The organism is Marinithermofilum abyssi, from assembly GCF_014641195.1.
Lineage (GTDB): Bacteria > Bacillota > Bacilli > Thermoactinomycetales > DSM-45169 > Marinithermofilum > Marinithermofilum abyssi.
In genome coordinates this window covers 24,813-31,106 of record NZ_BMHQ01000018.1, presented here as the reverse complement: position 1 = coordinate 31,106, position 6,294 = coordinate 24,813, and the positions used below count along the sequence as shown (strand labels likewise).

At 44.4% G+C, this 6,294-nt stretch carries 8 protein-coding genes and 1 pseudogene; 4 read left to right on the top strand and 5 right to left on the bottom strand.

Annotation, left to right across the window (positions count from 1 at the left end; all coding sequences use genetic code 11):
- Together IEW70_RS16670 and IEW70_RS16665 are read right to left on the bottom strand one after the other, a co-directional pair.
- A pseudogene (locus IEW70_RS16670) lies at nucleotides 1-446 on the bottom strand (hypothetical protein); the annotation flags it as partial.
- Between the two features lie 437 nt (nucleotides 447-883).
- Nucleotides 884-1,057, bottom strand: a complete 174-nt coding sequence (locus IEW70_RS16665) for a helix-turn-helix domain-containing protein (protein ID WP_229752052.1) — start codon at nucleotides 1,055-1,057, stop codon at nucleotides 884-886.
- Nucleotides 1,058-1,321: 264 nt separating this feature from the next.
- On the opposite strand from IEW70_RS16665, the gene IEW70_RS16660 reads away from it, so the two are divergent.
- From IEW70_RS16660 to IEW70_RS16650, 3 genes are all read left to right on the top strand, one after another.
- Nucleotides 1,322-2,119: a ParA family protein gene (locus IEW70_RS16660; protein ID WP_188649045.1), complete on the top strand. Its 798-nt coding sequence runs from the start codon at nucleotides 1,322-1,324 to the stop codon at nucleotides 2,117-2,119.
- Nucleotides 2,079-2,678: a hypothetical protein gene (locus tag IEW70_RS16655; RefSeq protein ID WP_188649044.1), complete on the top strand. Its 600-nt coding sequence runs from the start codon at nucleotides 2,079-2,081 to the stop codon at nucleotides 2,676-2,678. Before IEW70_RS16660 ends, IEW70_RS16655 begins: the two co-directional genes overlap by 41 nt.
- Before the next feature lie 200 nt (nucleotides 2,679-2,878).
- Nucleotides 2,879-3,052, top strand: coding sequence for a hypothetical protein (locus IEW70_RS16650; protein ID WP_188649043.1), 174 nt, complete (start codon nucleotides 2,879-2,881; stop codon nucleotides 3,050-3,052).
- A 723-nt stretch (nucleotides 3,053-3,775) separates the two neighbouring features.
- On the opposite strand, the gene IEW70_RS16645 is transcribed toward IEW70_RS16650, so the two are convergent.
- The 3 genes from IEW70_RS16645 to IEW70_RS18230 form a co-directional block, all read right to left on the bottom strand.
- Entirely contained in the window at nucleotides 3,776-4,939 is a 1,164-nt protein-coding gene (locus IEW70_RS16645) for a hypothetical protein (protein WP_188649042.1), read from the bottom strand.
- A gap of 282 nt (nucleotides 4,940-5,221) precedes the next feature.
- Nucleotides 5,222-5,380: a hypothetical protein gene (locus IEW70_RS16640; RefSeq protein ID WP_188649041.1), complete on the bottom strand. Its 159-nt coding sequence runs from the start codon at nucleotides 5,378-5,380 to the stop codon at nucleotides 5,222-5,224.
- Between the two features lie 355 nt (nucleotides 5,381-5,735).
- On the bottom strand, nucleotides 5,736-5,867 hold the full coding sequence (locus tag IEW70_RS18230; RefSeq protein ID WP_268234910.1) for a hypothetical protein: 132 nt from the start codon (nucleotides 5,865-5,867) through the stop codon (nucleotides 5,736-5,738).
- A gap of 109 nt (nucleotides 5,868-5,976) precedes the next feature.
- Between IEW70_RS18230 and IEW70_RS16635 the strand changes: the two genes are divergently transcribed.
- Nucleotides 5,977-6,207, top strand: coding sequence for a helix-turn-helix domain-containing protein (locus IEW70_RS16635; protein ID WP_188649040.1), 231 nt, complete (start codon nucleotides 5,977-5,979; stop codon nucleotides 6,205-6,207).
- The last annotated feature ends 87 nt before the right edge of the window (nucleotides 6,208-6,294 follow it).

Here is a 6,294-nt window from a genome sequence, read left to right as displayed (position 1 = left end):
GCCTCCCGGTTAGCGGGAGTGATCTCTTCCTCCCGGTCTGCCTCCCGGTCAGCGGGAGTGGTCTCTTCCTCCCGGTCTGCCTCCCGGTCAGCGGGAGTGGTCTCTTCCTCCCGGTCTGCCTCCCGGTTAGCGGGAGTGATCTCTTCCTCCCGGTCTGCCTCCCGGTTAGCGGGAGTGATCTCTTCCTCCCGGGTGTCTTCTAAGTAGCGATAAGCGAGAATCCCTTCGGAGATGATCAGAAGAACGGGAGTACAGAAACCAATGATCTTCCCTGCCCAACTGGAGTCCATCCCCGAGATATTCGACCACCAAACAAAAAGAATTCCCATAGTGAAACCCGCGATAGAGAATACAAAACCAAAGTTTTTATGGGGTTTTTTCTTCGTCATCAACATTCCGGTCAGGGTAGCTGTCGAAGAGATAAAAACCACCTCAAACATTAGCACCCCGACATATTCCAAACCGCCCGTTGCCCCCGCTTGGCGTAAAAGTTCAATTGAATGAAAAATGCTAAAGACGATTGTTCCTATCAATACAATAAACGTGGATGCTTCTATTAACAAACCAGCAATAAAAGCAAGCAATCGTTTGATCGTGCTATAGATTGCATCAATAAGATTCAGAATTAAAGGCACAAAATCCCCGAAAAAGTATCCTATCCAATACAGACCCTGCACAATAAAATTAGGAGTTCGCTCGTGTCTAGGGTAATATCCAGCTAGATATCGGTTCCTTGCAGCTCTTTGCCATTCGTGGTACCATTTCATTGTTTCAAATCCCCTCCTAACCAATGGGGATTTTGATACACTGTTTCAGGACGGTCTGTGATCGGCTGGGGGTTCAGGTTGGTAGCCACCCCCGCCGGTTGTTGGGCCGTCTTCATTTATTCCTTCTCCCCTTTCAACCATTTCTCCAAAACGTCCGCATGAAATCGCCACTGCTTGCCCACTTTCTTGCCTGGAACCTTCCCTTCTTGGGCGAGCTTGTACATTGTTTGTTGGGGTATCTTGAGAAAGGCCGCAGCCTCTTTCAATGTCAATACTTTATCCACCGTCACTGTTATCACCTCCACTGTTATTATAACAGTAATTATTAGTTATTGTCAATTATTATTTTTAATTGTCTGTTATTCATTATTGTTAGTTATATTTGTAGTGGTTTACGGGAACGGGAGATAAAAAAACGCCGGAAGTCCGTCGCAAACAGCCTTTCGGGCTGATTCATAAAAAAGTACCACCCCTTAAAGGTGGAAACCCAGGTTTACAGAAATACATTAATACATAATAGAGTGAATATGAAAACCCAAAAAGGAGGGTTTTGAGTGAATTTTACCATTTCTTGGGGAATTCAGAAAGGCGGATCTGGTAAGACAACAAGCTGCGCTATTGTTTCCCATCTTCTAGCTGAAAAAGGATACAGGGTTCTGGCTATTGACTTTGATAGCCAAGGAAACCTTACCCAATTTTTAACCCAGATGAGCCTTTTTGAATTTGAGGACAAAAATGTATTGCAGGCGATGGAGGAAAAGAATGCCGACAAATATATTCACATCATCAACGACCGTCTTCACCTCCTCCCTGCTGACGATTACTTGGCTACATTCTCCAAGTTTGTTTACGTGGATTACGATGGAAACCCCCAAACCTTGCTACAAGAAACGCTGGAGCCTATCAAAAGCCGATATGACTTTCTAATGATCGACCTTCCGCCCAACCTAGGAATCGAAACCATCAACGGACTCTGCGCCTCAGATGGAACCATTGCACTGCTCCAGCCAGAGCCTTTTTGCTATGATGCGCTGCAACGATATGAGGAAACGGTAGACTTGTTAAAGTCACAAGTAAATCCTAACTTACGGTTTCTGGGGATTCTGACTACTATGATGGACTCCCGAACAGTATTAGACGAGGCAATCTATCATCGGGCAAAAGCGCGATATGAAGATCTACTTTTTTCAACCGTTATCAAAAGACGGGTGAGATTAAAGGAGTTTACGTTAAGCGGAATAAAAAACGAGAGTCTCAAGGATCAGGCTGCCCTTCGCCCTTATATTGATTTAGTAGAGGAGTTGATATACCGTGTCAAAAAAGAAAGCCTTGGATGCCCTCTTGAAAAATAAAGAACAACCTCGGGGAAAACAAACCCAACCTAAAAGCCAGAAAGAGCAGGAACCAGGGGATACGGGTAACCAGGAACCTGTAAATACACAATTACAGGAACCAGTATATTCGGGTAACCAGAAAACCACAAATACAGAAATGCAGGAACCAGCGAATGCGGGTAACCAGAAACCTGTAAATACACAATTACAGGAACCAGTATATTCGGGTAACCAGAAAACCACAAATACAGAAGTGCAGGAACCAGGGGATACGGGTAACCAGGAACCTGTAAATACACAATTACAGGAACTAGTAGATTCGGGTAACCAGAAAACCACAAATACAGAAGTGCAGGAACCAGGGGATACGGGTGTTCAGAAAGACAGGAAGACAGAAAAGAGTGAAGCTGTAGACAAGAAGACCTTCGACCTTCCTGAATCCACCGTTAAACGCCTTGCCTTTGCAAAAGCGATAACGGGTAAGTATGAACGGGAGATTGTTAATCATGCCATTAATCTATACCTAGATGAGCTAGGCATTCCTTCGAATCTCAAATTTCCGATCACAAACAAATAAAAAAGACCGGGAAATCCCGGTCTTTTTTAATCGGCAGGTGGTCTGTATTTGTGTAAATCATTTTGCCCTTATTCATTATATATGGGTATATTTATTTATGTGTTTACTCTTATACAAAAACCCAGGTTTGCAGGTGAACAATTCGTTTGAAAACCAAACGTATGTTTGGTTATTATGGATACAAAAAAGGAGGGGGAAGGATGGGAAAAGAAAGCGCAGAGGTGTTCTGGAAGGCCCAATGGAAGAAGCAGTCTGAGGTTTTCCAGCAGGTCTATCATGAGCTGTTGAACATTGCTACTCACATGGATGATCGGCCGCAGATTCAGCAGCGGATCTGGGCAGCAGCAAAACGGTTGCGGGATCAATCATTGTAAAAACTGTGTTTACGATTATTGGGAATTAGGGTAGAATGATCTTAAGAAACGAGCATAAACTACAAATGGCCCCAGGGTGCTCCAACACCCCAGAGCCATTGTAGACGCTTCATCGAGAGGGCGGAGCCACCGTCCTGGAGCAGAAGAACCCCATTACCACTAGCGGGACCGCCAAATCCTCGTGCTAGGGGCATGGGGTTTTCGGCGTTTTCTAGGATGCTTTACGTCGATGAGCTGCCGGATCTCCAAACAGGTTTTAAACCCTGTCAGGATTCCCCCGACGATTAACACGATGGTCAAAACGTCACCTAACACTGTGTCTGTCACCCCCTTCCTTAAGAGGGAGTGACGGTCACCCCTGCCCCTGGGCCTCTCCACGCATCTATTATTCTACCACATTTTTCATCTGTCTAAATGTTCAGAGTGGTAAAAAAGCCTAGCGGGAAGTGGCTAGGATCGTTGCCAGACGCGGAAAACACAGAGCTAATTATTAGCGATTTCAGGGTGTAAATTATCCGGGTGCTACCTGGAACACCTAAAAGGAAAAATAGAAGCTCTCAGGCGGCATTCTCTTCGTCTCAGAGGATGTCTAACCATCTCGTGGGGATGGTTTGAAATTCAAGTGCTTGGGTCTGAGATACAAACTGAACAGCGGTATAAACTGATTTAAAACATGGGGGACTTACCGTCCCCCTGTTCCTGCCTGGACTTACCAAGATAATTTTATCCTTGATTCGCTTTTTTTGCTTTGTTCAAGGTGTCGTTCATTTGATCCAGCTTCTTTCTTAGTCGTTTTTCGGCTTCGGGATCTACTTGCCAATCTGGATTTTCTTCGCTCTCTTCCTTCATCCCCTCCCGGACCGCTTGGGTAAGAGGCTCCCTTTCAAGAGTAACACTTATGTTTTCTCTCCAACCTTTTTTTGCTCCATGAACCAGTGCGCCCATCAGATCTTCGATCGGTTCTTGTTTTTTAGCAAAGTAGTTATATGTAGCTTTCACAACGTCGCTAATTTCCTTCCCATGTTGCTTACAAATCCTCAGAAATTGGATCGTATCTTCGATGGGCAATTCTACTCCAAATGTGTCCTGGATGAGATCTTGAGTATTTTGGATGTCTTGTGAATTAACCACCACCACCACCTTTCCTTCTTCTTCTTTGTGGTGGTGGTCTGTATGTTTTCCCTGTATGTTTTCCCTGTACGTATTCCCTGTTAAAGATATTCCCTTTTGGTCAAAATCGTTTTCTCCCGATGGGGAATTACGTTTTTCCCTTTTGGGGGAATTCGTTTTTCCCTTTTGGGGAAAAACCAGATTTCCCAAGGGGTTCGGCGCTTCCTCTTGATTTTCTTGGGGTTCAGCGTTTGCGTTTGGTTCATTCTCCTCCGAAGAATCAGGCTTATCCCTTGATACTACTGGTTTTTTACCTTTGGGGGAATTCGTTTTTCTACCCTTCTCGTCGATCTCTCCATTAACCATTTTTTGCTTGATATCGTTTATCCATTTATTAACCTCGATCTCCAGCTGATCGAAATTCAGTCGGATATGGGTTGTCGGATCTTTTTCGAACTTATATACCTTTTTGACAACGAGATTTTTCTGTTGCAGCACCTTAATGGCCCGGTCGTATTGTTTGGGTGTGATCCTGATTTCGTCCCACCAATCTGTTCGGTTTTTCGCTAGCCAATAATGACCATCTTTAAAAACTCGCAGTTTGGATTTCCCCTCTTTGTTGGGCGAGAACCAAAAGATGATCCGACTTAGCAACGTTCCGGCCACCAAATCACCAGCAATGTCAATATAGGCGTGGTGAACATGGTTGAAATGATTGTCATGGTACGCTTTCGCCCTCATGTTCAGTTCTGCTTCAGTGAGCTGTTTTTTCTCCATCAAAAAATCCTCTCCCTTGGTGTAGTGGTGTAAGAAGCAACCGATTTCCACCAAGAGAAAGGATTTTTGCCCGCACCTATTTCTATATCTAAATTGATGGGAAGATAGGAAAAATGTACCCCGTTGACTTAATAGAATAAAATCGGGTACACTATACCTAAGCTGAATAGTGCGAGGCGACCCATTTTCTCTTGGCGGAGGATGCAGGGTCGCTTCTTCTTTTGTTTTATATTATTCTATCACTATCTGTTCAGAATTGTCTATGAGAATGCTAGAGACGATTCAGGCCGAGGATCGCTTCCGATCCTCTTTTTTTTGTGAGATCAACTGCAATCGGCCTTGCTCCGCCTTTTTCATCCGCCTGCCACACCCGCAGACGATCAATTTCACCGGAATCCCAACCTCACAAGTTCGGCCGCATTTGCACTTGTAGTGGATCACTTGGTTTCCTCCTTTTGATCTATCCCCAAATCTTCGGATTTTAGGCATGGATCCAGCTGACTGCAACGGGTGGTTATTCGGGTTTTGGGCTTTACTCAGCTGGATCCACTAGAACATTATTCGGATTTTATTAGCCCTCCCGAACGATTTTTAAATTACTGTATTTTGCAACGTGCCCACAGTCATTTTCCCACACATGCACGTTGTACCATTCCCCGTCTTCGCAAAAGCTCTGCATTCTTGGCTCGCCCATCAGTTCACCACATGTTGGGCATTTCCAGGGTTTTCATTTTGATCCTCTCCTTTTAGTTCCCCGACCCCGTAGGCCGGGGAGTGTGGTATACTTGGGTTGGGTTTAGGAACCAATGATTTTTTTGAACAGCGCACTCGGGGCTTGGGTGCGTTGTTCTTTTTTTGGCATCTCTTTTGCCTTCTCTCGCGCTGATTTCATCGCCCGATTATATACCTTCCATTCTTGCTTGGTCATTACGATCACCTCCTTTCTGATCTTATTATACATTAATGAATATTGATTAGTCAATAACGATTTACAAATGCCCTGTGGTGATTTATAATGAAGCTAAGGAGGGAAAAAGATGAGCCAACAGAAACCAGAATATAAATGCAAGATAGGTCAAATCATGAAAGAGGCCGGACTGACCCAATTAGAGCTATCACAAAAATCTGGTGTACCCCAAGGTGCAATAAGTAGATACTCCCGTGAAGATAAGCGGGAAAACTTTAATATTCCGAACTTGTTCGCGCTACGGGATGCACTCGGGTTGAAATGCTTGGATGAACTTTTCGAGGAGATTAAAACAGACTAAAAAACACCCCGTCAGAGCCAATTGGAGGCCAGTGACGGGGTTTGTTTTTTATGTTGAGGGTGTTTGTTAGGGGACTAAAATAAACAG

What these genes read in the sequence shown, in the direction of transcription:
- IEW70_RS16650 (WP_188649043.1), top strand. Translation starts at nt 2,879, where the DNA reads ATGGGAAAAGAAAGCGCAGAGGTGTTCTGGAAGGCCCAATGGAAGAAG.
- IEW70_RS16645 (WP_188649042.1), bottom strand. Translation starts at nt 4,939, where the DNA reads ATGGAGAAAAAACAGCTCACTGAAGCAGAACTGAACATGAGGGCGAAA.
- IEW70_RS18230 (WP_268234910.1), bottom strand. Translation starts at nt 5,867, where the DNA reads ATGACCAAGCAAGAATGGAAGGTATATAATCGGGCGATGAAATCAGCG.
- IEW70_RS16635 (WP_188649040.1), top strand. Translation starts at nt 5,977, where the DNA reads ATGAGCCAACAGAAACCAGAATATAAATGCAAGATAGGTCAAATCATG.